25 protein-coding genes are annotated in these 22,211 nt (G+C 39.7%); 17 read left to right on the top strand and 8 right to left on the bottom strand.

Annotated elements, in window-relative coordinates; genetic code table 11:
* Positions 1 to 111 precede the first annotated feature (111 nt).
* On the top strand, positions 112 to 1,326 hold the full coding sequence (locus LJC66_RS19745) for a cytochrome P450 (RefSeq protein ID WP_230933393.1): 1,215 nt from the start codon (positions 112 to 114) through the stop codon (positions 1,324 to 1,326).
* Between the two features lie 23 nt (positions 1,327 to 1,349).
* Here the strand turns inward: LJC66_RS19745 and LJC66_RS19740 are convergent, their stop codons facing one another.
* The gene (locus LJC66_RS19740) at positions 1,350 to 1,718 is read right to left on the bottom strand and encodes a winged helix-turn-helix transcriptional regulator (protein WP_013084552.1); all 369 of its coding nucleotides are present in this window, start codon (positions 1,716 to 1,718) and stop codon (positions 1,350 to 1,352) included.
* A gap of 242 nt (positions 1,719 to 1,960) precedes the next feature.
* Between LJC66_RS19740 and LJC66_RS19735 the strand changes: the two genes are divergently transcribed.
* The 4 genes from LJC66_RS19735 to LJC66_RS19725 all read left to right on the top strand — a co-directional run bounded on the left by LJC66_RS19735 (position 1,961) and on the right by LJC66_RS19725 (position 6,260).
* Positions 1,961 to 2,476 carry an enoyl-CoA hydratase/isomerase family protein gene (locus LJC66_RS19735; RefSeq protein WP_050689912.1) on the top strand — a complete coding sequence of 172 codons (516 nt, stop codon included), beginning with the start codon at positions 1,961 to 1,963 and terminating at the stop codon, positions 2,474 to 2,476.
* A 139-nt stretch (positions 2,477 to 2,615) separates the two neighbouring features.
* On the top strand, positions 2,616 to 2,741 hold the full coding sequence (locus tag LJC66_RS27855) for a hypothetical protein (protein ID WP_264467362.1): 126 nt from the start codon (positions 2,616 to 2,618) through the stop codon (positions 2,739 to 2,741).
* Positions 2,742 to 2,986: 245 nt separating this feature from the next.
* Entirely contained in the window at positions 2,987 to 5,305 is a 2,319-nt protein-coding gene (helD, locus tag LJC66_RS19730) for an RNA polymerase recycling motor HelD (protein ID WP_230933392.1), read from the top strand.
* 364 nt (positions 5,306 to 5,669) lie between these two features.
* Complete coding sequence (locus LJC66_RS19725) at positions 5,670 to 6,260, top strand: CPBP family intramembrane glutamic endopeptidase (RefSeq protein ID WP_050689914.1); 591 nt, start codon at positions 5,670 to 5,672, stop codon at positions 6,258 to 6,260.
* Positions 6,261 to 6,362: 102 nt separating this feature from the next.
* On the opposite strand, the gene comJ is transcribed toward LJC66_RS19725, so the two are convergent.
* Together comJ and LJC66_RS19715 are read right to left on the bottom strand one after the other, a co-directional pair.
* Positions 6,363 to 6,770 (bottom strand): competence protein ComJ, encoded by a 408-nt coding sequence (gene comJ, locus LJC66_RS19720; RefSeq protein WP_028411020.1) that lies wholly within the window; start codon positions 6,768 to 6,770, stop codon positions 6,363 to 6,365.
* A 35-nt stretch (positions 6,771 to 6,805) separates the two neighbouring features.
* Entirely contained in the window at positions 6,806 to 7,180 is a 375-nt protein-coding gene (locus tag LJC66_RS19715; protein WP_223269005.1) for a NucA/NucB deoxyribonuclease domain-containing protein, read from the bottom strand.
* Between the two features lie 445 nt (positions 7,181 to 7,625).
* On the opposite strand from LJC66_RS19715, the gene LJC66_RS19710 reads away from it, so the two are divergent.
* Positions 7,626 to 7,886 (top strand): metal-sensitive transcriptional regulator, encoded by a 261-nt coding sequence (locus LJC66_RS19710; protein ID WP_013058561.1) that lies wholly within the window; start codon positions 7,626 to 7,628, stop codon positions 7,884 to 7,886.
* Positions 7,887 to 8,042: 156 nt separating this feature from the next.
* Positions 8,043 to 9,992 (top strand): FUSC family protein, encoded by a 1,950-nt coding sequence (locus tag LJC66_RS19705; protein WP_230933391.1) that lies wholly within the window; start codon positions 8,043 to 8,045, stop codon positions 9,990 to 9,992.
* Positions 9,993 to 10,027: 35 nt separating this feature from the next.
* Here LJC66_RS19705 and LJC66_RS19700 read toward each other — a convergent pair whose 3' ends face one another.
* Entirely contained in the window at positions 10,028 to 10,846 is an 819-nt protein-coding gene (locus LJC66_RS19700; RefSeq protein WP_013058559.1) for a squalene/phytoene synthase family protein, read from the bottom strand.
* Positions 10,847 to 11,171: 325 nt separating this feature from the next.
* Here LJC66_RS19700 and LJC66_RS19695 point away from each other — a divergent pair, with 325 nt between their 5' ends.
* The 6 genes from LJC66_RS19695 (at position 11,172) to LJC66_RS19670 (ending at position 17,043) form a co-directional block, all read left to right on the top strand.
* Positions 11,172 to 11,843, top strand: coding sequence for a response regulator transcription factor (locus tag LJC66_RS19695; RefSeq protein WP_153255240.1), 672 nt, complete (start codon positions 11,172 to 11,174; stop codon positions 11,841 to 11,843).
* 1 nt (position 11,844) lies between these two features.
* Positions 11,845 to 12,879 carry a sensor histidine kinase gene (locus LJC66_RS19690; RefSeq protein ID WP_230933390.1) on the top strand — a complete coding sequence of 345 codons (1,035 nt, stop codon included), beginning with the start codon at positions 11,845 to 11,847 and terminating at the stop codon, positions 12,877 to 12,879.
* 87 nt (positions 12,880 to 12,966) lie between these two features.
* Complete coding sequence (locus LJC66_RS19685; RefSeq protein ID WP_050689920.1) at positions 12,967 to 13,323, top strand: DUF1093 domain-containing protein; 357 nt, start codon at positions 12,967 to 12,969, stop codon at positions 13,321 to 13,323.
* A complete protein-coding gene (locus LJC66_RS19680; protein ID WP_025750066.1) occupies positions 13,320 to 14,087 on the top strand; it encodes an ABC transporter ATP-binding protein in 768 nt (255 codons plus the stop codon). Before LJC66_RS19685 ends, LJC66_RS19680 begins: the two co-directional genes overlap by 4 nt.
* On the top strand, positions 14,074 to 15,984 hold the full coding sequence (locus LJC66_RS19675) for an ABC transporter permease (RefSeq protein WP_230933389.1): 1,911 nt from the start codon (positions 14,074 to 14,076) through the stop codon (positions 15,982 to 15,984). The genes LJC66_RS19680 and LJC66_RS19675 overlap by 14 nt, the downstream gene beginning before the upstream one ends.
* A 126-nt stretch (positions 15,985 to 16,110) precedes the next feature.
* Positions 16,111 to 17,043 carry a patatin-like phospholipase family protein gene (locus tag LJC66_RS19670; RefSeq protein WP_230933388.1) on the top strand — a complete coding sequence of 311 codons (933 nt, stop codon included), beginning with the start codon at positions 16,111 to 16,113 and terminating at the stop codon, positions 17,041 to 17,043.
* Between the two features lie 11 nt (positions 17,044 to 17,054).
* Here the strand turns inward: LJC66_RS19670 and LJC66_RS19665 are convergent, their stop codons facing one another.
* A complete protein-coding gene (locus tag LJC66_RS19665) occupies positions 17,055 to 17,420 on the bottom strand; it encodes a DUF3221 domain-containing protein (RefSeq protein WP_230933387.1) in 366 nt (121 codons plus the stop codon).
* Positions 17,421 to 17,594: 174 nt separating this feature from the next.
* On the opposite strand from LJC66_RS19665, the gene LJC66_RS19660 reads away from it, so the two are divergent.
* The 3 genes from LJC66_RS19660 to LJC66_RS19650 all read left to right on the top strand — a co-directional run bounded on the left by LJC66_RS19660 (position 17,595) and on the right by LJC66_RS19650 (position 19,229).
* On the top strand, positions 17,595 to 18,203 hold the full coding sequence (locus tag LJC66_RS19660; protein WP_230933386.1) for a hypothetical protein: 609 nt from the start codon (positions 17,595 to 17,597) through the stop codon (positions 18,201 to 18,203).
* A gap of 136 nt (positions 18,204 to 18,339) precedes the next feature.
* A complete protein-coding gene (locus LJC66_RS19655) occupies positions 18,340 to 18,600 on the top strand; it encodes a hypothetical protein (RefSeq protein WP_016765166.1) in 261 nt (86 codons plus the stop codon).
* 290 nt (positions 18,601 to 18,890) lie between these two features.
* Positions 18,891 to 19,229: a hypothetical protein gene (locus LJC66_RS19650; protein WP_230933385.1), complete on the top strand. Its 339-nt coding sequence runs from the start codon at positions 18,891 to 18,893 to the stop codon at positions 19,227 to 19,229.
* Positions 19,230 to 19,272: 43 nt separating this feature from the next.
* Here LJC66_RS19650 and LJC66_RS19645 read toward each other — a convergent pair whose 3' ends face one another.
* A complete protein-coding gene (locus LJC66_RS19645) occupies positions 19,273 to 19,746 on the bottom strand; it encodes a YtxH domain-containing protein (RefSeq protein ID WP_050689925.1) in 474 nt (157 codons plus the stop codon).
* Positions 19,747 to 20,074: 328 nt separating this feature from the next.
* Here LJC66_RS19645 and LJC66_RS19640 point away from each other — a divergent pair, with 328 nt between their 5' ends.
* Positions 20,075 to 21,550 carry a glycoside hydrolase family 32 protein gene (locus tag LJC66_RS19640; protein ID WP_230933384.1) on the top strand — a complete coding sequence of 492 codons (1,476 nt, stop codon included), beginning with the start codon at positions 20,075 to 20,077 and terminating at the stop codon, positions 21,548 to 21,550.
* A gap of 50 nt (positions 21,551 to 21,600) precedes the next feature.
* On the opposite strand, the gene LJC66_RS19635 is transcribed toward LJC66_RS19640, so the two are convergent.
* Positions 21,601 to 21,882, bottom strand: coding sequence for a hypothetical protein (locus LJC66_RS19635; protein ID WP_013058546.1), 282 nt, complete (start codon positions 21,880 to 21,882; stop codon positions 21,601 to 21,603).
* 86 nt (positions 21,883 to 21,968) lie between these two features.
* Entirely contained in the window at positions 21,969 to 22,157 is a 189-nt protein-coding gene (locus LJC66_RS19630; RefSeq protein WP_230933383.1) for a hypothetical protein, read from the bottom strand.
* Between the last annotated feature and the right edge of the window lie 54 nt (positions 22,158 to 22,211).

Here is a 22,211-nt window from a genome sequence, read left to right as displayed (position 1 = left end):
TTTTACTAAAATATACAGCTATCATTTTTAAGAAAATTCGTATATATGGTACTATTTGGTCATAGATGACTACACAGTCATTCTATTTGAACGATACGGGGAGGTTTTAACATGAAAACCGAAAGAGAAAACGGAATTGTCCGTCAAGTGAATACAATTCAAACAAAAGAAGAACGCTTTAATCCCTTTTCATGGTATGAAGAGATGAGAAACAGCGCGCCTGTGCAATGGGATGAAGAAAGGCAGGTATGGGATGTTTTTCACTATGACGGGGTCAAAGAAGTGCTAGAACAAAAGAATATTTTTTCTTCTGATCGCAGACCTCCACAAAACCAAAGACAAACTGCTCTAGGAACGAGCCTAATTAATATTGATCCGCCCAAGCATGCTGAAATGAGAGCGCTTGTTAATAAAGCTTTTACGCCTAAAGCAATGAAAGCATGGGAGCCTAAAATTGCGCGTATTACAGCTGAATTATTACAAGAAGTGGAGCATCTTGAAGATATTGATATAGTCGAGCATCTGTCCTATCCGCTTCCGGTTATGGTAATTGCCGATATTTTAGGCGTGCCGATAGAAGATCAGCGTCAGTTTAAAGATTGGTCGGATATTATCGTAGCCGGTCCTTCTAATAATGAACGTGAAACGCTCGAAAAATTGCAGCAAGAAAAAATGAAAGCAAATGATGAGCTAGAAACTTACTTTTATCGAATCATTGAAGAAAAACGCACGTGTCCAGGAGATGATATTATCTCCGTGCTTCTTCAGGCAAAAGAAGAAGGGAAACAGCTAACGGATGAAGAAATCGTCGGTTTTTCTATTTTGCTGCTGATTGCAGGAAACGAAACAACCACAAATTTAATTTCAAATACGATTTATTGTTTAATGGAAGATAAAGCTTCTTTTGAACGACTCAAACGAGAGAAAGAACTTTTGCCTTCTGCGATTGAAGAAGTTCTTCGCTATCGTTCACCCGTTCAGGCTCTTCACCGAATCGTAAAAGAAGATGTGACTCTTGCAGGTCAGAAACTAAAAGCGGGTGAACACGTCGTTCCATGGATGGGATCTGCGCATCGAGACGCTCAGTATTTTGAAGACCCGAATGTATTTAAAATCGATCGAAAGCCAAATGTGCACATGGCATTTGGAAGAGGCATTCACTTTTGCTTAGGAGCACCGCTTGCTCGAATAGAAGCAAAAATTATGCTCGCTGAGCTGATTGACCGCTATCCGCAGATGGACTGGAGCCCGTCATTTGAGTTAAAGCCGATTGAAAGCACGTTTGTGTACGGGTTAAAAGAATTATTGATTCGTAAACATGTATAAAAAAAGCACGCTTTGCGTGCTTTTTACTCTTTCTCTGCTTGAATTCTCGCTTCAGCAATTTTATCCGTATGATCATATCCCCATTTAAACATCAGCTCGATAATAGGGATGAGCGTTTCTCCAAAGGGTGTTAAATAATATTCTACTTTAGGCGGAACTTGTTTATAGACTTCGCGGTGAATAATTCCGTCGCGCTCAAGTTCGCGAAGCTGCAGCGTGAGCATTCGCTGAGTTACGCCGGGAATGAGTCTGCGCAGTTCGTTAAAGCGACGGCGTTCCTTCGATAATTGATACAAAATGACGCTTTTCCATTTGCCTCCGACTACATCAACGGCTGCTTCCACAGGGCAAGAATAGCCGTGAGGCTCCCATTTTGTTAAGTCGTATTTCATAGTGATTACTCCTTTTATCAGTGAGTTCAGCTGCATTTGTGCTGTTTATACTATAGCACGTCTTATTCGATAAAAACATGCAAATGATTTATGGAATTATTGACGGAAAATTAAAAAAGTAATGGAAATAATTATGAGTTTGTTGTATGATGAAACTATGAAAATAACTTTTCTATTAAAAAGCGAAATATTTTGAAAGCGCTTTATTCATAAAGAACAACAGGGGAAAGGGCGGAGGAACGATGAAAAGATTTATCAAAGTAGAAAAAAGAAATCATGTGGCGGTTATACGAATGAATCAGTCGATGCTTAATCGTTTGAACAGTGAAGTTATGTATGAGCTGCAAGAAACGATGAATGAGCTGCAGCACGACGCGTCGGTTGGATCTATTGTATTTATGGGAGAGTACTATAAAATGAACGGAGATCATAGAACAACCTCTTTCCTACGTGAAGAAACAGGAAGGCTTTATCAGCCAATTCATGCAGTAACAGCTCGAGCGATTTTTCAGCGTATTTCATGCAGCTCCAAACAAACGATTGCGCTTCTTACAAACTTTACGTTTGGCGGAGGGTATGAGTTAGCTTTAGCATGCGACGTACGAATTGCGGAAGAACCTGTGCAGCTCAAGTTAACAAACGGCATGACCGTTAGTGCGCAAGAAGCGTGCAATATGGGCAAAGTACAGCACGTTGTGCAAAAAGGAAAAGGATTAGAATATTCACTTGCACTGAACGCATTAGAAAAAGAAGCTTAAAAAACGCTTTCACTTTATTTTTATAAAGTGAAAGCGTTTTTATTTTATTTTGTTGATGAAAAGGTATTGAAAATTCTGAAAAAAGGAGTAGAATGATAACAAATCTACTTATTTTAAATAAGCAAAGGAGCTGGTATCAATGCCATTCATTTTTAAAGAAGCGGTAGTCGGATTGTTTACAGCGGCAGCAGCAGGTTTACTGGCGTTTCAAGGGGTAGAAGTGGTGTCAGCCATCATTCATATGCTAACTTTTTGGAAACAGTAATAGCTAATAAGTAGAGGAATGACCTATAAAGATAAGGGGCTTGAGACTTTCTCAGCCCTTTTTGTTGTGGAGTTCATTATTTTTCAGTATACTAACGGTGGAAATTAAGACATAATATGGTTACATAGCAGGGATTTACGAATTCAGTAGGGAAGTATGTAGACTCTGAAAAAAAATAAACAACGATCGCTTTTACCCGGTAACAAGTTTTGTTATCGGGTAACGTGTGTAAGGGGTGTGGATAAGTGAAAGACAAAAATTTAACAGAAGAACAGCAGCGAGTTGATTGGGTAGTAGAAGAAATCAGCCAAAAAGCTGAAAAAATAGGCCAAAGCGTAGGAAACGTAAAGGGCGAAATTGTCGATTTGCGAAGCACGTTTTGGGACGATGTCACGGTTAATATGGATGAGCCGGATGACGTGATTGAGACATTTACGAGTATTAAGCAGCAGGCAGAACTTTTAGCTGAACGTGAAATTACCCATAGACAAGCGTATGATCAATTAAAAACATTAAAAAAACTAACGCAATCCCCTTATTTTGGACGTTTTGATTTTATAGAAAATGGTGAAAAAGAAGCGGAAGCTATTTATGTGGGCGTGGGCTCTTTAATGGATCAAAAAGATGAAGAGTTTTTAATTTATGATTGGCGTGCGCCTATTTCGAGTCTGTATTATGATTATTCGCCTGGAAAAGCGCAGTATGAAACGCCAGGTGAAGCGATTAAAGGCGAGATGAAGCTAAAGCGTCAGTTTATTATCGAAAATAGCGTAATTAAAAGCATGTTTGATACAGGGATTACCATTCGAGACGAGCTGCTTCAAGAAGTGCTCGGACACAATGCAAGCAGTCAAATGAAAAGTATTGTAGCGACCATTCAAAAAGAACAAAACCAAATTATTCGAAATGAAAAAAATAAAGTGCTGATCGTTCAAGGGGTAGCAGGGAGCGGTAAAACGTCTGCGGCTCTTCAGCGCGTGGCTTATCTTCTCTATCATCACCGAAAGCAGCTGACTGCAGAAAACATGATGCTGTTTTCACCAAATCCGCTTTTTAACAGCTACGTCTCAACCGTTCTTCCGGAGCTTGGAGAAGACAATATGAAACAAACAACGTTTCAGCAATATGCCGATGGCCGGTTAGGAAACGAGTTTGAAGTGGAGGACTTGTTCGTTCAAATCGAATATTTGCTAACGGAAAAAGATGCTGCGGCAAAAAAACAAAAAATGCAGGAAATTCGCTACAAAGCAAGCCGTGAATTTAAAAAGCAGGTAGATGCGTATATTGAAGAACTGTCTACTAAAGACATCATTTTTAAAAATATTAAGTTTCGCGGCGAAATCGTGTTATCTGCTCGGCGTTTGCTGTCTTATTTCTATTCGCTTGATACGGGAATTTCCATTCCTAACAGGATGCAGCTCGTAGCCGAGTGGGCGCTTAAGCTCATCAACCAGCTTGAAAAACTGGAGCGTAAAAAAGATTGGGTTCAAGAAGAAATTCAGCTTTTAGAAAAAGAAGATTATGTGGAGGCCTATCAGCACCTGCAGAAAAAGGAAGGCTATACGGAAAGCTCATTTGATGATTTCGACCGGGAACAAGCGTATTTAGCTAAAGCGGTTGTAGCTAAGAAAATAAAATTTATTAAGCAGGCCATCAAGCAGCTTAAATTTATCGACATTCGCCGTATCTATATGCAGCTGTTTGAAAGAAATCACCTTTTTTCCTACGTGGAGGGATGGGAAGACACTGCTAAAAACACGGTGCACAGAGTCATGAACATGAAACTGTCTTATGAAGACGTAACGCCTTACTTATATATAAAAGATCAAATTGAAGGGCGCAAAGCCAATCCTGTCATTCGCTATTTGTTTATTGATGAAGCACAGGACTATTCACCGTTTCAGTTGGCGTTTTTAAAAGAGCTGTTTCCGCATGCCAGAATGACGCTGCTTGGAGACTTGAATCAAGCGATCTATGCGCACGCCTTGAACGCACCGACCATTCTTTCAAGCGAACTGTACGAAGAGAAAGAAGCAGAAACGCTGACTCTTACGAGAAGCTACCGATCAACACGTCAAATTGTCGAGTTTTCAAGGGATATGGTAGCAAACGGTCATTTAATCGAGCCGTTTAATCGAGACGGTGCGAAGCCAACCGTTACGGCTGCAGATAACGTCCAAGACCTACATGAGGCGATCATAGACAAAATTAATAAATTGAAGGAACAAAACTATAAAACGATCGCTGTGATTGCCAAAACTGCTGAAGAAAGCCGAGAAGCATTCCAAGCACTGCCTGCTTCGATGTCTGCAAGGCTGCTGACAAAAGAAACAAGTTCATTTGAAAAAGGCATGCTTGTCCTGCCTGCTTACTTAGCAAAAGGAATTGAATTTGATGCCGTCATCATTTACAATGCGTCGAGTGAATGTTACCAAGATGAATACGAGCGTAATTTATTTTATACAGGATGCACAAGAGCGATGCATGAGCTGCACTTGTTCTCACTTGGTGAAATCAGCCCGTTTATATCAAATAAAGAAACTTATGAATACCATGGTAAATAAACAGAGAACGGTCAGTATCTTGAGTGTTTGAAATAGTAGACGGAAAATCAAGGGTGAAATCGCAAAGGTTTTACCCTCGATTTTTTATTTTTATTGCTTAAATAAAAATTGTTTGGTCAAAGTCTAGCTACCATAAAGCGAATCAGAAGGACAGTGAAAGGAGGAGTTTTATATCCCATATTTACGAATAAATGTATTACTCATCCTTATAATAAGTTTATTTTTCTCAGGTATTATTCTTTTTTCTTATAAGTTATTTGCTTGGGGAATGTTGCTCATCATAGGTCTACTTTTTATCTATGCTTTAACCTCTAAATATCGTTCAACGGTTTCTCTCTTTCTATTCTTTTTAGTAGGAATATGTATGTTTCAAGTAGGAAGCAATTATTTCATTGAATGGGATCTATCTAAAAAGATGAACATCATTGTAAACAGAGTTTTACTTCTGTTTATCATAGGTGGACTATTGCTTTCCATTTTGTTGTCCAAACAAAAGGTATTTCTTTTTGCATCGTTACCAGACTGGCAGAAACGTATAGTGATGCCATATCATTCGATTAAGCTAACGTATTTTTTACTGTTTGGTCTAATTGGGTCGGCTACAATCTTTGTACCGTTACTGTTCGTTGAAGATATAAGCTATACAAAATCATTCGTCATATACGGTATAGTATTCTCCGTTATAAACGCTATTTTAGAAGAGTTGCTTTGGAGAGGGATCATGTTATCTCATTTAAAAAGTAATCTATCGACTTTTTACGCTGTTTTCATTACGAGTATTGGATTCGGTCTTTTGCATATATCAATAGGAATTCCTGTAATCATGAGTTTACTTTTTTCTTTTGGTGGACTTTTCTATGCATTTGTCGTTTTAAAGACGAAAAGCATATACCCAGCCATAGTTTTTCATTTTATTATTAATTTAGGTATGGTCTTTAATGGATGGATATTTTAGCATCTTGCACCAAAAAGCTCAGAGCTATATATCGCTCTGAGCTTTTTATGAGTTATCACTGTTGTATATTGCCTGAAATGTTTACAGTAGGCCGCCTTTTTTTCATTGACTTTCAAAATGCAGCAAATACTTTACTAAATAAAGGCCTGAGTTTGTTTTTTCTTGAAGAGGAATGGTCAGGCATGTGACGTAATAATACCCGTTTGGAATATCATAGCTTAAGGTTTCAGATAGGACACTTTTGATTTCAATCCCATCGCTTTCAACATGAAAAGGAAGGCGAGTGGTCTTTTCAGCCCGTGATGCGTCTGGAGTTTCGTTTACCCACACTTCAATAATGGCTTTTGTGTTGGATACTGCTTCAAATGAAATAGCTTTATCGTCTGCGACATATCCTTTTTGAATATCTTCATCACTCCAGTCGTGATGGGGCTTTGGCTGTCCTTTTTGAAATAGCGTAAACTGATGATAAGACATGGTTAGCTCTTGTTCTTTCCATTTTGTTTTCATGATTTCACCTCTTCAAAATAAAGCTTGTTCTGCTATTATTGCACGATAAATTGTACGCGTGTACCATCTGGATACTGTTCTAACTGATTTCCAACCCATGAGCCGGCTCCGCGGTTATCAGAAGGTGAAATATAGCGAATGTCAGCTCCTGCTCCGCCTTCTTCGCACATAGCCATTGGCCATTCATCACGGTCATAACCTGTTTTTGTCGGATATCCTTTCAGGGATTCTTCTCGGTTCGCTTCAGCACCGTCGCGATCAATTGTGCAAACGGAAGAGTGCCCAGCGGCAATTGCGTCACGAATATGATCACCCGTTTCAGGATATCGGTCTAACGGAAAATAAAGCGTCGCATCATAGTTTACTTCAGCTTCCGTTTTTTCAGGAGCTAAAAAAGCCGCATGTCCCATAAACCCTAAAATACATGCCATGATAATGAATAGACTTGCCATTAATTTTTTCCCGTATGTAGCCATCTCAAACCTCCAGTGTAAGTCGTTTTTACAGCTTAACTATACTCTCAGATTGCTAAGTTTAGATTACAGGACAATAAATACGGTGTAAACAAGTATTAACATTTATGTAAAAATGATCTTTTTGTCTTATCTGTAAGGAGTAAAAAAGCTGCGTAATATTCCGGGAATTATACTTTTTATTGTGAACCTGCTTATCAGTCAGGTTAAATGCAGTGTGAAGAGGTAGGTAACGAAAAGAAATCTCAGCAGTGAAAAAAAGAGTCAACTTCCTTTACTTGACATTATACCCTGATAGGTATAAAGTTGTGTATACATTTACTTCTTGCGTACAGCTTCAAAGCAAGAAACGCAATCATGCATGAGCGGAGGTAGTAGTATGATGGAATATGATAAGCAAGTTAAAAATCGTTTGAAACGTATTGAAGGTCAGTTAAAAGGTGTCTTAAATATGATGGAACAAGGAAAAGACTGCCGTGACATTGTGACACAGCTCTCAGCAGCGAGAAGCGCAATTGATCGCACGATGGGTGTTATTGTTAGCACCAATCTTGAACAATGCGTAAGAGAAAGCATTGAAAAAGGCGAGAATACGGAAAACTTAGTAAAAGAAGCAGTAGAGCTGTTAGTAAAAAGCAGATGAGACATTCGTTTCATCTGCTTTTTGTTTTCACTGTACGCTGCTCATAAGGATAAAAACCGCTGTTCCTAAACACAATACGGATAGGAACAGCGGTTTTTTAGGTTTATCTCGTTTTAAGAACAGGAAAGATATATGGAGAGAAAGGAGGAGGTCAAGATGAGTGATGACAAAAAGTCACCAACATATAACCATACGGAAATTCATCATAATATTGAGGCTTCTCCAAAAGCGCCGGGAATCAAAGCTGCTTTTCGCTTTAACCACGCTTCTTCTCCGTGGGTAAGAGGAATCAGCTCAGGCTTGTCTTCAAGTTTGCCGATTTTAATAGGAATTTTGTTTGATCATTTGCAGTACGGACTCATTGCAAGTATTGGAGGCTTTACATATTTATATACAAAAGATGAGCCTTATGCGCAGCGTGCCGTTAAGTTATTTTTAGCTTTGCTTGGCGTTACGCTCTGTTTCACACTCGGCTCATTATTTGCTGACGTAGCTTGGATCAAAACTATTTTATTTGGTGTGATTGGAGCTGTATCAGTTTATATCTTTGGTGCATTAAAAATTCCGGGGCCTTCAGCCATGTTTTTTGTTCTGTCATTTGCGGTGAGCACAAGCATTCCAGCTCCGAATTTGCAGTCCGTGTTTTTGCATGCAGGACTCGTTTTTTTAGGGGGAGCACTATCTTGGTTTATTAGCATGAGCGGCTGGCTTATTAACCCGCGCGGACCTGAAACTGCCGCTGTGGCGAAAGCGTACAGGCAGCTAGCTTCATTTGTCGGGTCTCTTGGTACGGAATCGTTTCACGCCGAGCAGCATAAAACGGTTGTAGAGCTTCGAGCAGCGGAAACGGCGATGAAACAAGCGAAAATTAATCGAAAAAAATCATCGTTTGCGCATCGCCTGTTTTTATTAAATCAAAAAGCCGAAGGGCTGTTTATCTTTGTAATGGCCGCTGCGAATGATTTTAATCCGGCTGTTTCTAAAAAAGCACAAGCGGTGATTGAAACGTTCGCATCTGAAATGGCCACGTTAAAAAAACATAAAAAAATTCGAGACGTGCGTGAAGAAATTGAAGAGCTGTCCATCAAAGAAGAGCTGCGCACATTGCTATTGGATGTAAATGACGTTCTTCAAATGAAGGAATTAAAAGAAACGGAGTATATTCAATTTTCACAAGGCAGTGTAAAAACACGGTTAAAAGCTGCTTTTCACAAACGTTCGTATGTGCTTAAAAATGCTTTGCGCTATGGAATTATTATGATCATCGCAGCAGCCGTTGCCTACACGACAAATATTCCAAGGTCTTACTGGATTCCCCTCACATGTGCCGGAGTGATGCTTGGCGCAACCGTTCGTGCAACGGTTCAGCGAGGTATTCAACGCTCTGTCGGAACCATTTTAGGTATTTTAATTGGAACCGGGATTCTCATGCTTGAACCAACGGGAATCGTCATTGCGCTCATTGTCTTTGTGCTTCAGTCAACGATTGAAATTGTAATTGTTAAAAACTACGCGCTCGGCACGCTTTTTATCACACCGAATGCTCTTTTAATTGCTGAAAGCGGTCATCCGGACAAAGCGATTAGCTACTTTACGTCCGCTCGGGTGATTGATATTGTTATTGGTTCTGTTATTGGAGTGGTCGGTACGGTATTAGTTTTTAAACGAGCTTCTTCGCTTCGTCTGCCGTATTTACTTGGAGATGTCATTCGAAAAGAAGGACAATTTTTAGAAATGCTAAGCACCGAACAAGATGAAGAAAGAATTAAACAAGAAAGAAATAAGCTTCAAGGGGAACTTGTTAATCTTCGGGCGCTGTACGATAATGTGATTGGAGAATATTCTAAAACGGCCGTCAAGCTTGAAGGACTGTGGCCGGCAGTTGTCGCTACCCAGCAGTTAGGTTATATGCTTCTTGCGTCGTATGAAGGATATGAGCTGTCAGAAACGGAGAAACGAGAGCTTAAGGAAACGTTTGCTCAGCTAGCTGCAGCAGCTGAGCAAAAACGAGCGCCAAAGCTTTCAAGTGTTCCGACCCTGAAACACTATCCAATTATTCAAGGAGAAATAGTCGCTTTATATGAAAGTCTGCAGGTGGAAATATAAAAAGCACGGAACCAAGGGGCTCCGTGCTTTTGTTTTTACATATCCACAACTTCATTTACCGTTTTATTTACATCGTCACGCGTCATTTTTTCTTTTCCTTTCATCAATGCGTTTAATGTTCCATCAGCAAGCGCTAACGGAATTTTACAGAAATGAAGGATCGGAAGCGATTTAACATCTTCTAAATATTTCTTTCCTAGTGAAAGATTGCGGCGAGCGTAGGCAAACATATCTTCTCTGCTCCAATTGTTAGGAAAGAAGCTGACTCCGCGCTCTGAATCTTCCGAGGTATTACGCAGAATATTAACAGACTGCAAGCCGCGTCCAAACGCAATAGCTAATTCTTTGTCTGTTTCCGTGCCGTCATACCATTTCCAAATGTCATTAAGCATCACACCTACTAGACCAGCTACGTAGAACGTATAGTCATCTAAATCCGCTTCATTTTGAATATGCCAGTCTTTTTCTACCCAATCGGCCATTCCTTTGGCCATAATAGAAGTTGCATCTAATACTTGATCTGCAACTCCAGTCGGACAAAGCGCAATCCAGTTGCCGAGCTGAAGCGTTACGTCAGGTAAATCAGCTTGATAAGGACCTACTAATGCCATGTACTCGTCTTCGTTAAAAGACTTTTTTAACAGGTCACTAATGGCGTAAAGCAAGCGGCTTTTTACACCGGCTTCTAGCTCAGGGTGATCTTCAATTTCATCAATTGCCCTCATACATAAGTAAGCAGATCCTACTGCATCCTGCAATTCTGCCGGCAAGTGGCTAATTGGAATAAAAAATGTTCGGCTTGTCTCTTTTAACATCACCATTGCGTTGTCGCGTAATTTGTTGGGTACACTCATTGATAACTAGCTCCTTTTTACATATCCACATGTCAAATTAGTTTAAGTTTTCATCTTATATACTATAGTAACAAAAAATGAGCACTTAATGGAGTTTAAAGATTACTTATTAACGATATTGTCATTATTTTGTAGTATTTAAACAGAGAAACTTGTAACATATACAAGTTTACACTACGATAATACTCGTTCATTCTTCGTTTTACAGAAATAAATGGTTTATTTTTAAGAAAATTGCTGTCATGCTAATGAATTAGATGAGCTTTTAAGAAAATACTCAACGGCCGGGTATACATAATATATAGGAGAATATAGAGGTGAATGTATGAAAATTTTAATTGTAGAAGACGATGGTAAAATATATGAATTAGTAAAAGAGAAATTTGAACAGTGGTCATTTGAAGTGGCTGGAGTAGAAGATTTTCAAAAAGTAATGGAAGTATTTATTGCAGAAAGCCCAGAGCTGGTCATTTTAGACGTGAATTTGCCTGTATATGACGGGTTTTACTGGTGTCAGCAAATACGTACGGTTTCAAAAGCTCCTATCGTCTTTCTTTCCTCTCGTGAACACCCGATGGATATTGTTATGGCAATGAATGTTGGCGCGGATGACTATATTCAAAAGCCGTTTAACTTAGATGTTCTTGTTGCTAAAGTGCAGGCGCTTCTGCGCAGAACGTATTCATATGGAGACACGATTTCAGATGTTATCGAGTGGAACGGCGCGGTACTGGACTTAAAAAAAGGAAGTTTGCATTACAACGATCAAGAAATTCATTTAACGAAAAATGAATTTTTTATTTTACGGCTTCTTTTGGAAGAACGAGGCAAGATTGTATCGCGAGAAGAGCTTATGCGAAGGTTATGGGAAGATGAGAAATTTGTAAGTGACAATACGCTTTCTGTCAACATCACACGCATTCGCACCAAGCTGGAAGAAATCGGGCTGAATGATAAAATTGTGACTAAAAAAGGCCAAGGATATTTGGTGAATTAAGATGTGGAAAAGTTTTTTAAGAGAAAGACTAAGCTGGATTTTATTTGTTCTTATATGGTTGAGTGTAATCGATGCTCTGCTGCTGCTTGAGTATGATATTAAGGTGTCGTCCACTTCGTTTTGGTATTTAAATCTATTAACGCTGTGCCTGCTGATTCTGTTTCTTTTATGGAGAGGAATAAAAGAAAGAAGATTTCTAAAAAAGTTGAGCTTAATGCTGCGGAATGATGCGTACGATTTACAAGAAATGCATTCATACGTTCGAACAAAAGCAGATGAAGACATGCTGAGTTTGCTGCAGCATATAGATAGTGTGTATCGCAGACAAACTCATGCTCTTCACGTACAGCAGCGAGAGCAGCAGGAATATGTGACGACTTGGGTTCATGAGATCAAGACGCCGCTTACTGCGATGAAGCTGCTTATTAATGCTCATCGTACAGAGCTTTATAAATGGCCTTGGCTAAAGGATATTGAAGATGAGTGGATGAAAATTGACGGGTTAGTAGATCAGAATTTATATTCCGCACGCCTGCAGTACTTAGAAAAAGATTATCAGGTGCAGGCAGTGTCGCTAAGTGAACTTGTTTTTCCAAACGTTGCGTATTTCTCAAAATGGTGTATTGAAAAGAAGCTGCATATTGATGAAAAAAATTTAGACACACTGGTGCACACTGACCCAAAGTGGATGCAGTTTGTTGTGAGACAAGTGCTGTCTAACGCCATTAAATATAGTCCTCTAGAAGGAAAGCTTTCTTTTTTTAGTGAAGAAACGCCAAAGTACGTAAAGTTATTTATCGCTGATCAAGGGAAAGGGATTCCAACTCAAGATCTTCCCCGGGTTTTTGAAAAAGGATTCACAGGAAATGCGGGAAGAAAAACGAAGGGAGCTACGGGGCTAGGACTGTATTTTTCAAAAAAAATTACAGATGCTCTGGGCCATCGAATAGAAGTGAATTCACTTTTACACGAAGGAACCACGGTGGTTCTGACCTTCTACAAACGGAATTCTTTTGATAACCTTTCAAAAATGTAAGATTGCACGCTGAGATTGTCATCTGCTTCAAACGAATCTTTCCTTGTTTCAAAGTAAGATAAAGCTATACACAAGGAGGGAACGTACATGAAGCGAAAGTGGATTAGCCTCTTAGCTCTGCTTTTGGTTGTAGGAGCAGGTATAGGAGGAATAAAGATTTATCAAAAAGCTGCAACGGAGCATCAATACGGGATTATCCCAAAAGAAGCAAAAAAAGTGGATGAGTATGGACGAGTTCAATATACCATTTCAGTGATAAACGAAAAAGGACAAACAACGTTTCAAACGTTTACAACGATTAAACAGTTAAAAGAAGGAACGGTTATTGACCTTTTCGTTCGAGGCAATGAAGTTCGGAAATATGACATTATAACAAAGAATGAGCTGCCGCAGCGAGTGAAAAGCGTGTGGCCTACAAAAGAACGAAAGGAGGAGGAAAAGTGAGCATTGTTCTTGAAGGAAAAAATGTAACCAAAACGTTTGGATCAAGAGGAAATGTATACGAAGCGCTAAAAGGAATTGATTTTACAATCGAAGAAGGAGAGTTTGTCGGTATTATGGGACCATCTGGAGCGGGAAAAACGACGCTGATGAACATTCTTTCAACGATTGATCGTCCCACCGACGGCGAGATATGGATTCAAGGAGAAAACGTGGCGCTCATGAAAGATAAGAAGCTGTCTGCTTTCAGACGCAATCATTTAGGGTTTATTTTTCAAGATTATAATTTATTGGATACGTTAACGGTAAAAGAAAATATTCTTCTGCCGCTTACGGTTACAAAAATGTCTAAGAAAGAGATGGAAGCGAAGCTTAAAGACACCGCAACGCGACTAGGCATCTATGAGCTAGCGGATAAGTATCCGTATGAGATTTCTGGCGGACAAAAACAGCGCGTTGCAGCAGCGAGAGCAATGATTACGAATCCAGCTGTTATTTTCGCCGATGAACCTACCGGAGCTCTTGATTCAAAAGCTGCTTCAAGCCTGCTTGAAAAGCTGTCGCAATTAAATCAAGAAGACCGTGCCACGATTATTATGGTGACGCATGATCCGCTGGCTTCAAGCTACTGCAGCCGCGTGCTGTTTATTAAAGACGGACAAATTTACACGGAGCTGTTTAAAGGCGAACAAACGAGACAAGCTTTTTTTAAACGAATTATGAACATTCAAGGCGCATTAGGCGGTGAAGGCTATGACCGTATTTGATCTTGTTAAAAAGAATATGCGCAAAAATATTAGCCGGTACAGCCTTTATTTCTTTTCAATGATTTTTAGTATTGTTGTGTACTATGTGTTTGCTACGCTTCAGTACGACCAATCGATTTCAAAGGTTATTGGAGAAGAGCTGAGGCTGCAGGGCATTTTTAATGCTTCAAACTACGTTCTGCTTACCTTTATTGTTGTCTTTATTTGGTACACAAACTCATTTTTTATCAGGCAGCGTAAGAGAGAGCTCGGGCTGTATCATTTAGTTGGTATTGAAAAGCGTACGATTGGGAAAATGATTTTCTATGAGAATATGCTGCTGGGGATTTTTTCTTTGGTGGTCGGTATTTTACTAGGTACCGTGTTTTCAAGGCTGTTTGTGCTGTTTTTACTAAAGCTTATGGGACTGTCGTTTTCTATTACGCTCACATTTTCTCTTCAAGCTGTTTTAAAAACAGCCGTAGTGTTTTTGATTGTTACCATTTTTATATCGTTTCAAGGCTATTTTATTATGTACCGCTATACGCTATTAGATCTGTTTCAAGCAGAAAGCAAAAGTGAACGCGTAAATAAAATGAATTCGAAACGCTCAATTGCAGTGGGAGGACTGGGTATCTTACTCGTTGGCTATGGGTACTACCTTTCATCGGGAAACATTGTGACGCCTGAGTTTTTTCTAGTTGTAGTCGTTGTGCTTTTCTCGGTCATTTTCGGTACATTTTTACTTTTTAAAGCCACAATTGAGTGGCTGATGGGACTTTACCGAGAGCATGCAAGCGGATATTATTCGTTTGCAAATATGCTAAGCGTTTCTACCATGATGTATCGAATTAAAGCAAATGCACGAGTCTTAACATTAATTACAATCTTGTCGGCTACTACACTTGTAGCAGTTGGTGTGACGTACTCCTCGTACTATAACACAAAAGCCGACGCCAGAAGCATGCAGCCTTATGACTATACGCTGCACAGCAAAAAAGCAGCGCAAGAATTTATGAATGTACTGGATGAGCTAGATATCCAATCAAATCGATATGTCTATCATATCGTGAAGTACTCTGCTGATTTATCGGATTTTCGATTTATTACATCGGGCTACTATAAAGATAGGGAACAAATCAGCTTTTTAGATGAAGAAGAAGTGCGGAAAAATGGCGTTTCGGTTCCTGCGCTAAGCGCAAACGAAACCGTTATTTTTGATTCAATGGCAAAAGGAAAAGTGTTTAAGCCTAGTACAGGTAAAACCGCAGCTGTGCAGCTGAACAAATCAGAACAGCTTGCTTTAAAAGTCGTTAAATCAGAACCTTCACTTATTCTTGACTCTGACAGTGCCGGCTATCAGTTTGTAGTCAATCACGACACGTTTATCAAACTTTCAAAGGCTGGACAAAAGCAAGCGGTGTACGTATTTAATACCGATGATGGAAATAAACAAAATGAACTTGCTAAGAACTATCATCAAATCGCAAAAGAAGCTGGCGAAAGCCGTACTTCATACTATGATGTGTTTCAGGCAGGCTTAATGAGTAAAGGATTGTTTATTTTTATTGGAGGGTTTTTAGGGCTTGTCTTTTTGATGGCAACGGGCAGTATTATTTATTTTAAACAAATCTCTGAAGCGGAACAAGAGCGCAAAAGATTTGAAGTTCTGCGTAAACTTGGGTTTTCAGTGTCTCAAATGATGAGTGCCGTTCGAAAGCAGCAGCTGTTTACGTTTGGTTTGCCTTTAGTAATTGGCATCTTGCACAGTCTATTTGCGCTGAAGGTCATTACGAATCTAACCGGTGAAAGTCTGATAGTCCCTGTTTTAATAGCGGATGCAGTATACGGGATTATTTATTTCTTTTTCTACTGGCTGACAATGAATTACTACCGAATGGTAATAAAGCGACTGTAAAGAAAAGACTGTTTCGATCAAAGAAACAGTCTTTTTTTGTTGGGAAATAAAAGGTATGGAGTAATGAAACCCTGAATATAAAAAAAGGGTATATAAAAAGTAGAGAGTTGTATTGGAGGGGAAAATGTGAAAGCAGATGCTGTATTTGAAGGGGGAGGCGTTCGAGGAATTGCATTCACGGGTGCGATTGAAGCGATGGAAGAAAGTAATGTAGAATGGCAGCGTCTAGCAGGTACGTCAGCAGGCGCGTTAATTGCGGCTCTTTTGGCGAGTGGCTATAAAAGCAGTGAAATTCGCAGGGAGCTTCAAAACATGGACTATGCTAAGTTTCGCGGGAAAACGATCATTAACCGAATTCCTCTGATTGGAAACTTGATTGAGCTGATGATTCATTTAGGTTTTTATAAAAATGATTATTTGGAAAAATGGGTGTACGGTTTGCTGCGTGAAAAAGGAATCGAAACGTTTGCGGATTTGCCGGCAGATAAGCTGAAAATTATTGCCTCAGACATTTCGAACGGGCAGATGCTTGTGCTGCCTGACGACTTGCCTCGCTACGGAATGCAGCCAAGCGATATGAAGATTTCACAAGCCGTGATGATGAGTGCGTCCATTCCTTTTTTCTTTCGTCCCGTTATCTGGAAGTCCAAAGGGTTCAAGAGATCATACATTGTCGATGGAGCGCTTTTAAGCAATTTTCCGATTTGGCTGTTTGATACGGAGCATCCGCGTTTCCCGACATTTGGTTTTCGATTTGTCAAAGAAGAAATTGATACAGCCGCTATTATTCCGACGCCGGTCCATTTATTTAAAAGTATGTTTACGACGATGCTGCAAGCTCATGATTTGCGGTATTTGAACGCGGAGACAAAAGAACGAACGGTGCAAATTCCAACCGGTGTGATTACGGCAACGGATTTTGCCTTAAAGGAAGAAGAAATCGAATTTTTATATGAATCTGGTTATATATCAGCAAAGCGCTTTTTAGAAAAGTGGGATTTTGAACAGCATAAAATGAATCGAACCGGACGGCAGCTGACACGAAGAAAGCTCCCGTAACAGGAGCTTTTCTACGGCTGTTTTAAAATGTTGACTTCAACAGCTTCGCCTTTTGCCGGAACGGAATACTGAACGCTTTTGTCTTTTTTGAGCCATGCTTTAACGAGCTGTCCTTTTTTGTATGTTTGATCATCCGAAACTTTTACATAAATAGGCTGTACATCGCTAGAACCAAGTATTTCTTTTGTTGTATAGTCAAGCGCGGTATCTCGCGGAATGACGTTTGCAATAAGAATTTCATCCTGTTTCACTTCTAAAATTCGCCCTTGAACTAAATAGCCGGCCGGCTTTTTTGACTGCTCGGCGTTATCAGAACAGCCGCTTAAACAAATAAAAAAGAAAAGAAAAAGTGCAGTTGATTGAACGGTAAACTTCATAAAATCTCCTTTCCGTTTCAACACGACTACCATTATAACGCGTTTGACCATTTCTTTTCCAGTTTTCGGAGAAAGCAAGAGGTAATCGTTGACGGTATTTCAGCGCGCGTGATATGTTTTAACTCATAAACGCTATTTTTACTAGAAGCCACGCTTAGTACGGGAGGTCCTTATATGGATGTTACCTTTTTAACCAACGTTATTCGACATATACTAGAACGAGATAATTTTGTCATTGACTTTGAAGAATCAGACGAACAAAATATTCACTTTTGGCATCGAGACGAGCCGTTTCGCCTTTTTATTTCAGAACAAACGGAAAGTTATTTAGTATGGACCGTTTTTGAAGATGAAAAGGAACAGTGGAGCGGAAAAACATTTCTCCAAGAAGTGACGAATACGTGTAAAGACTGCAGTGAGCCAATCGCGCACTGGATTTATAAAGATGGAGGCAAAGCAGGTTATTGCGATCATTGTCTGCAAAAGTTTGGAAATGCGTATTTTACAAATGCTGATGATATCAAGCAAAACCTTCATTTAATTGACGGTTCTATTTGTTTTATTACCGATGAAACCGGAAGCGATTGGTGGATTGCATATGAAGGGTTCAAACGAGTAATTGCAAGATTAGAAGAAAATCCCCATCAGAAAGTCGAAATGTACAAGCCCGAATATCCGGTCTTTAAATGGGAAATACATTTTCTAACGGAAAACAATTCTGCTAGCTTTAAGTTCAAAGATGACTTTGCATCTGGAATTGTACCGAAGGGAAGAATACTCTAACATCCTTGTTATAAGGGTGTTTTTTCTTATAATGGGAAGTTTTTTTGAAAAAAATAATTAATTTAGGTTAAAAAGAAGGAATTAAAGGGTAAAGAGTAGAAGATATATCACTATAGGAAGAATGGGGGAAATAATTATGACAACTACAACAAATTTAACACTGGGGTACAAAATGTACACGATTGATTTTAGCCGTCCAACGCAGTCTAACGAGGCACTGCTTGATTTCTTTAAAGATGTGCAGCACAGACAGGGAAATAATGCAGAAAGCTTTTCTAAAACATTAATGGAAATCGAAGAAATCAAAACAAAATATGTAGATCATGAAATCGTACTGCTGGCTAAATCGCTTGAACAGCAAATAAGCCGCTCAAATGCAGAAAAACTTGAGGTCTGATAATCACCAGAAATGGTCGATTTATCAGACCTTTTTTATTTTTATCGATGTAGCGCTGTCTCCTTGGCTAAAGAGCAGCCAAGGAGACAGCGCTAGACCTAAGCGTAAGTTGGCCTCCCTTGCGGGCTGCCAACTTACGCTTAGATGAACCTTTTGGGGTGAAGTTAAGGGGACTGGGAATCTGGGAGTGTGGCTTTTAGACTGAAGAGAGAATTTTGTACATTTCAACGGATGTTTGATTTTATCAAAAGTTGTAGATGAATAGACTATCAAGTCGTTGGAGGCGTTGTATGGTTGGAATTTGCAGCTGGAAGTGTGCGGTGAGTGGAATAAGTATTGCAAGTGTCTACAGTAAGCAGCCGTCGTGGCAGCGGGAGTGTTATTTGGTGACACCTGGTAAAGTTTATTATGAGTCGTGCTATCAAGGGTACGGAGAGTTTGCAGGAATAGATATTTTTTGTTTGATGAGAGAAGACGGAGCGGAGAAAGAAGACAGTGAAGGGTTAGTGGCTTTTAAGCCTAAGATTGTGCTGGCGAAGTATTACAGCGGACAGCGTTATGAAGAACTGCCGGAATCAGAGCCGTGTCCGTACGGAGGCTATTTCTTTGAAGGGTGGAAGGAAGGGTAGCGAATATACATAAAAGCTGTAGAGATATCTCTACAGCTCGTTATTAACGTCTTGTTTCATCGACAGATTGTTCTAAGTCACTTACTTCTTGCGTAATTGTATTTAATTCTTCTTGCACCGCTTCCGCTTCAAGAACAGGATCTTGAACGATTTCTGTCGTTTCAAGCTCTTCTGCTGCAGCCGTTTCTGCAAGCGGCTCCTCTTTAGCCGTGCGCAAAGATTTCACTTTGTTGACAACTTGCGAAGACTGTTCGGAGACTTTTTGTGAAAGACGAGCCGTGCGCTGTTTGAGGTCTTGGCCTTTTGCATATACCGTTTCTTTCACTTGACCTGTTTTAGCAAGTGCTTGATTCGCTCCGTCTTGAATAGAAGCACGCAGCTCTTTTCCTGACTTTGGCGCTACTAGTAAAGCTGTTGTTACGCCCACTACGCTACCTACTAACGTACCGACTAATAACTCTTTGCTTCCACCTTTTGTTTCTTTACCTACTGTTTCTTTTACGTTTTCTTTTGTCATGACATTTCCTCCTTTTATAATATGTAATATGAAGGGTTTACCATTTTGTTGAATACTTCCTGTAAAACGCAAATGATTCGCTAAAAAAATCTGCAAGTGCCGTCGGACGCTCGTACAGGCTGGTGAAATTTGATTGTATATAGTATTCAACCACCTGACAGAAAAACCTTCTTTTCTGCTATAAAAACAGAAAAAAACTTATCTGTAAAATCCGACACAAGAAAACGACAACATTCGTTCTTTGGTAGCATTTTCACTTGAAATTTTATATCATAGAATGCAAGGAGAATACGTTCTCTTTTTTTTAGATGCTGGAGGGATTGAAGAAATGGCTGAATCGAAGTACAGAACGATTTTAGAAGCAAAATCTGGAGAGTTAGAAGCATTAAAAGAGAAAGCAATCAAAGACAGCTGGCAGCCGATCTATCATATTCATCCACAGTACGGGTTGATGAATGATCCGAACGGATTGATTCAATTAAACGGTGAATATCACGTGTTTTATCAGTGGTATCCGTACGGTGCGATGCATGGAATGAAGCACTGGGCTCATGTGAAATCTACGGATTTAGTGACGTGGGAACGCCTTCCGGTTGCATTAACGCCAACGGAAGAATATGAATCGCACGGCGCATACTCAGGCGGCGCGATTGAAAAAGATGGTCAAGGGCTGCTGTTTTATACGGGGAATGTAAAATACGAAGACGGCTCACGTTCAGCTAATCAATGTATCGCAATGCTAAGCGAAGATGGAAGCGTGGAAAAGTATACGCATAATCCAGCGGTACGAGGCGTTCCTGATGGATATACAGGACATGTGCGCGATCCGAAAGTATGGAAAGAAAATGATACATATTATATGCTGCTAGGCGCTCAGCGTGAAAACGAGACGGGCGCATTAATTGTGTATGAATCAAGCGATGCGCTTCAGTGGTCATTTAAAGGCGAAGTTAAAACATCGCTTCCTGACTTTGGCTATATGTGGGAGTGCCCGGATTACTTTAAACTGGACGGAAAAGATGTGTTTGTCTTTTCACCGCAAGGAATCAAAGCGGATGGCCACGATTTTCATAATATTTATAATGTGATTTACGCGGTGGGAACATTCGATGTGGAAAGTTTAACGTTTGAAATGGAGTATTACCGTGAAATTGATAAAGGGTTTGACTTTTATGCACCGCAAACGTTCCAAGATGAAAGCGGACGTCGCTTGCTATTTGCATGGATTGGAAACCCGGACGTTGACTATCCGTCAGACGAATATGGATGGGCTCATGCCTTAACGCTTCCTCGTGAGCTTTCGCTTGAAGGAAATGAACTTGTTCAAAAGCCTGTAGAAGAGTTAAATAAGCTTCGAGATCAAGCGGTTCATTTTAGAGGAACGCTGAAAAATGAAGAAGTGATTATTGATGAAGCAACAAACAATGCATATGAAATCAATATGACGTTCCGCGAGATAGCGGCCAAACAGTTTGGTTTAGAGCTGTTTAATAGTAAAGAAGAAGAGCTTCGCCTCGTGTTTGATACAGAAAAGCAAGAAGTGCGACTCGACCGTTCTTCATTCCACCATCAATATGCAACGGAATACGGTGTGGTTCGCTCTGAAAAATGGACAGCGTCAAATGAAGTCGATGTTCGTGTGTTTGTCGACAAAAGCATCGTCGAAATTTATATAAACGGCGGCAAAATTGTCTTCACTTCCCGCGTTTTCCCGAAAAAAGATTCCAAATCAGCTGTAAATGTATTTGCAGAAGGAGCTGTGGACTACCGGATTGATTATTACGGTATGTCGCGCGGTATTTAATATAAGAAATGAGAAAAGCCAATGAATATCATTCATTGGCTTTTTGGTTTCTATAAAAATAAAATACAAATACATGAAGCAACTAAGTGAGGAACAGCTGCAATAATAAAACGTTTCATCCACTCTGTATCCTCTCGCTGCCGGACGGGTGTAAAGTAAGGACCTCTTGTTTCAAATCGAAATGCGTCGAGAAGCGTAACGAGTGCAATCGCTGTAAGTAATATGCCAAGAGGACCTGAAATATAGTAAATATACTGCCAGTTGCCTGCTGTAATAGAAATGATAATCACAATAATTAAAGATATAATGCCAGATATTAATCCTGTTTTCAAACTCAAAATCTCCTTACATCCAGTTTTTGCTTATCTATTTTACCATAACCGAATGAAGGTTTGTATATACGGCTCGGGGCGGATATTTACTTCTTAATTGACCTTCTATGTAAGTATCTTCTCGTATAAAACGAGTTTCCTAGCAAAAGCAGTGTCCCTAAAATCCACCCGGCTGCAGGAGAATAAGGAAAGATCTTTTTTAAAGCCATCCCACAAGAAATAGAGGCTGCTCCGAGTATAAATAAAAGCAGCGTGATTCCTTGACGTTTTTTCATATGTACCACCTCTCTTACTAATTTTACCATAAGATATGAGTATAGTAGAATAAA

The organism is Priestia sp. TSO9, from assembly GCF_021029645.1.
GTDB classification, from domain to species: domain Bacteria; phylum Bacillota; class Bacilli; order Bacillales; family Bacillaceae_H; genus Priestia; species Priestia megaterium_E.
Note: the sequence above shows the minus strand (reverse complement) of the source record. Positions and strands in the feature narration are given on the sequence as shown.

What these genes read in the sequence shown, in the direction of transcription:
- LJC66_RS19690 (WP_230933390.1), top strand. Translation starts at nt 11,845, where the DNA reads ATGTGGAAAAGTTTTTTAAGAGAAAGACTAAGCTGGATTTTATTTGTT.
- LJC66_RS19685 (WP_050689920.1), top strand. Translation starts at nt 12,967, where the DNA reads ATGAAGCGAAAGTGGATTAGCCTCTTAGCTCTGCTTTTGGTTGTAGGA.
- LJC66_RS19700 (WP_013058559.1), bottom strand. Translation starts at nt 10,846, where the DNA reads ATGAGTGTACCCAACAAATTACGCGACAACGCAATGGTGATGTTAAAA.
- LJC66_RS19630 (WP_230933383.1), bottom strand. Translation starts at nt 22,157, where the DNA reads ATGAAAAAACGTCAAGGAATCACGCTGCTTTTATTTATACTCGGAGCA.
- LJC66_RS19660 (WP_230933386.1), top strand. Translation starts at nt 17,595, where the DNA reads ATGGATGTTACCTTTTTAACCAACGTTATTCGACATATACTAGAACGA.
- LJC66_RS19695 (WP_153255240.1), top strand. Translation starts at nt 11,172, where the DNA reads ATGAAAATTTTAATTGTAGAAGACGATGGTAAAATATATGAATTAGTA.
- LJC66_RS19740 (WP_013084552.1), bottom strand. Translation starts at nt 1,718, where the DNA reads ATGAAATACGACTTAACAAAATGGGAGCCTCACGGCTATTCTTGCCCT.
- LJC66_RS19650 (WP_230933385.1), top strand. Translation starts at nt 18,891, where the DNA reads ATGGTTGGAATTTGCAGCTGGAAGTGTGCGGTGAGTGGAATAAGTATT.
- LJC66_RS27855 (WP_264467362.1), top strand. Translation starts at nt 2,616, where the DNA reads ATGCCATTCATTTTTAAAGAAGCGGTAGTCGGATTGTTTACAGCGGCA.
- comJ (WP_028411020.1), bottom strand. Translation starts at nt 6,770, where the DNA reads ATGAAAACAAAATGGAAAGAACAAGAGCTAACCATGTCTTATCATCAG.
- LJC66_RS19715 (WP_223269005.1), bottom strand. Translation starts at nt 7,180, where the DNA reads ATGGGACATGCGGCTTTTTTAGCTCCTGAAAAAACGGAAGCTGAAGTA.
- LJC66_RS19675 (WP_230933389.1), top strand. Translation starts at nt 14,074, where the DNA reads ATGACCGTATTTGATCTTGTTAAAAAGAATATGCGCAAAAATATTAGC.
- LJC66_RS19725 (WP_050689914.1), top strand. Translation starts at nt 5,670, where the DNA reads ATGTTTCAAGTAGGAAGCAATTATTTCATTGAATGGGATCTATCTAAA.
- LJC66_RS19705 (WP_230933391.1), top strand. Translation starts at nt 8,043, where the DNA reads ATGAGTGATGACAAAAAGTCACCAACATATAACCATACGGAAATTCAT.
- LJC66_RS19710 (WP_013058561.1), top strand. Translation starts at nt 7,626, where the DNA reads ATGGAATATGATAAGCAAGTTAAAAATCGTTTGAAACGTATTGAAGGT.
- LJC66_RS19745 (WP_230933393.1), top strand. Translation starts at nt 112, where the DNA reads ATGAAAACCGAAAGAGAAAACGGAATTGTCCGTCAAGTGAATACAATT.
- LJC66_RS19645 (WP_050689925.1), bottom strand. Translation starts at nt 19,746, where the DNA reads ATGACAAAAGAAAACGTAAAAGAAACAGTAGGTAAAGAAACAAAAGGT.
- LJC66_RS19735 (WP_050689912.1), top strand. Translation starts at nt 1,961, where the DNA reads ATGAAAAGATTTATCAAAGTAGAAAAAAGAAATCATGTGGCGGTTATA.
- LJC66_RS19655 (WP_016765166.1), top strand. Translation starts at nt 18,340, where the DNA reads ATGACAACTACAACAAATTTAACACTGGGGTACAAAATGTACACGATT.
- LJC66_RS19640 (WP_230933384.1), top strand. Translation starts at nt 20,075, where the DNA reads ATGGCTGAATCGAAGTACAGAACGATTTTAGAAGCAAAATCTGGAGAG.
- LJC66_RS19665 (WP_230933387.1), bottom strand. Translation starts at nt 17,420, where the DNA reads ATGAAGTTTACCGTTCAATCAACTGCACTTTTTCTTTTCTTTTTTATT.